General features: G+C 44.6%; 4 protein-coding genes. 3 read left to right on the plus strand and 1 reads right to left on the minus strand.

All coding sequences use genetic code 11. From position 1 onward, the window contains the following. Window positions 1-55 precede the first annotated feature (55 nt). Window positions 56-574, minus strand: coding sequence for a DUF4168 domain-containing protein (locus PX481_RS16220; RefSeq protein ID WP_288095000.1), 519 nt, complete (start codon window positions 572-574; stop codon window positions 56-58). Window positions 575-772: 198 nt separating this feature from the next. Between PX481_RS16220 and PX481_RS16225 the strand changes: the two genes are divergently transcribed. From PX481_RS16225 to PX481_RS16235, 3 genes are all read left to right on the plus strand, one after another. Next, on the plus strand, window positions 773-976 hold the full coding sequence (locus tag PX481_RS16225) for a hypothetical protein (protein ID WP_002759569.1): 204 nt from the start codon (window positions 773-775) through the stop codon (window positions 974-976). A 145-nt stretch (window positions 977-1121) separates the two neighbouring features. Beyond that, window positions 1122-1406 carry a non-specific DNA-binding protein Hbs gene (gene hbs, locus PX481_RS16230; RefSeq protein WP_002759570.1) on the plus strand — a complete coding sequence of 95 codons (285 nt, stop codon included), beginning with the start codon at window positions 1122-1124 and terminating at the stop codon, window positions 1404-1406. 31 nt (window positions 1407-1437) lie between these two features. Beyond that, window positions 1438-2357, plus strand: a 920-nt coding sequence (locus tag PX481_RS16235) for a pyridoxal phosphate-dependent aminotransferase (RefSeq protein WP_288094998.1), incomplete at its 3' end; no start/stop codon positions are given.

The following is a 2357-nucleotide window of genomic DNA, read 5'->3' on the forward strand; positions in this document are numbered from 1 at the left end:
GTGGTAAGCGCTCGGTAAAAGTTAACATGGTAGTGGTCAATGGGAAAAAACATTCTTAATTGTAGCCCTGACTCCAGCTTGACCCGAAAAACTGATTCTCCCGTTGCAGACGAATCATCTCATTTTGTACCCGTCGTCTCAAGTTATCATCGGTACGAATCCGGTTAGTAATGGCGTTAAATTCAGCGGCAGTGAAGCCATTATCTTTGACAATCTTTTTTGAGTTATTACAATAATCTACGGCAATTCTTTGGGCATCAGCTGGAAGATTATTAAAGCTTTCCCGTTGGTTACAGGTAATTGCCGGGGGACTTTTCCCTAAAATTCGCGAAATTTCCTGATAAGCTTGTTTTCTTTCGGTTTCGATCGACAAAACTGCTTTGGCATAACGTTTGATTTGGTCAGCCGTAAAATCTTGAGTATAAGCGGAGGACTGAAAACTAACCACCTCCGTCGTCCAAGAAAATTCGGGAATCAGACCGCCAAGAATGGCGATTACTGCCAAAAAAGTCACGATAAAAGAATGTCTTAAGCTTTGACCTAGATCGGCTAGGGGATAGCAGTAAATCACCATGCGAGTTTGTCGCTGAATAGATAATGATAGCAAACTTTCCAGTTAAATCCTGCTTTTTTGAATATTTTTAACGATCATAAGTTCCAATTTTAGCCAATATCTCCTGGTCCCGAACTTAATTTTTGGGCAGAAATTGCTTTGGTAAACTTTTTTAACGTTTTTGGGGGCAAAATTAGTCAAAAATCTTGGAGAGAACCGATGAACGATTTTTGGGAAGTTAGGATGCCTATCGCTTTTAGAGAATATTTATCGGCAATTTCGCCATCTAATCTCTTTTTATTAGCTTATATCGCTGTAAATCTCTCGCTTGTTCCCTTTTTTCTCTCCCCTGGCGGGGAATTGGGGGGAAATCTAGATAAATTAAAGGTTTCAGCGATTCCGATCGAGACAATTCCCGCTTAGAATAATGCAGTGGAATATATAGCCAATGAGGATTTGAGGCATTATTTAGTGATCTCGATCCTGGCGAGTCCTCAACAGGGGAACCATAATAAACTACTGACAACCACCCTAAACTCAGAAAAACCGCAAAACAAGGAGTTAGCGCATGAACAAAGGTGAATTAATCGATCAAATCGCTCTCAAAGCTTCTGTGACCAAAAAACAAGCAGATGCTGTTCTCACTGCCGCCATCGAAACCATTATCGAAGCGGTTTCTGAGGGGGACAAAGTAACCCTAGTAGGATTCGGTTCCTTCGAGGCCCGGGAACGTCAGGCCAGGGAAGGACGCAACCCGAAAACCGGCGATAAGATGGAGATTCCAGCCACTCGCGTCCCGGCTTTCTCGGCGGGTAAACTGTTTAAAGACAGAGTGGCTCCGGATAAGGAATAATTACTGTTGAGTTTCGTTCGCTGTAAGTCTTTTGCCTAGACCTAAACATGGTGGTAATCTTGACTGGGCGGCCGCCATTGCCGGCTGTCCGGTTTCCTCTATTCTCGATTTTTCTGCCAGTATCAACCCCCTCGGTCCGCCAGAAAGCGCCCTAACCGCTATTAAAAGCCATTTAACCAGTCTGACTCGTTATCCTGACCCCGGGTATTGGCAGTTGCGTTCTGCCCTCGCCCAATGGCATGATATCGGGCCGGATTGGATTCTCCCCGGCAATGGTGCGGCCGAGTTATTAACCTGGGCCGGTCGGGAATTAGCAGCATTTGATAGTGTTTATGTACTAACACCCGCTTTTAACGATTACGAACGGGCTTTAAAAAGTTTTGGTGGAAACATCTGCAAACATTCCCTAGATTTAACCACTTTAAAGCCGGTTAATCCCGAAAAACAAGGCTTATTACTCAATAATCCCCACAATCCCACGGGGAAACTCTGGACGGTGGCGGCCATTCGTCCCTATCTATCGCAATTTGGTTTGGTGGTAGTGGATGAAGCTTTTATGGATTTTTTACCCCCGCAACAACAGGAGAGTTTAATATCTCTGTTGCCGGAATATCCCAATCTCGTGATTTTGCGTTCCCTAACTAAATTTTACAGTCTCCCCGGTTTACGTCTAGGATACGTCCTCGCCCATCCCGAGCGCCTGTTACAATGGCAAAGATGGCGCGATCCTTGGTCGGTGAATAATTTGGCCGTGGTTGCCGCTATTGCGGCAATTGAAGATAGGGATTTTCAACAACAAACTTGGGATTGGTTAACGGCGGCCCGCCAGGATTTATGGCAAGGATTAGCTAATTTTCCGCAATTACAGCCCCAAACCAGTGCCGCTAACTTCCTCTTAGTACAATCTCAATCTTCCTGTTTACCCCTACAGGAAGCTTTATTAAAATATCA

The sequence above is a fragment of the Microcystis sp. M53603_WE2 genome (assembly GCF_030065435.1).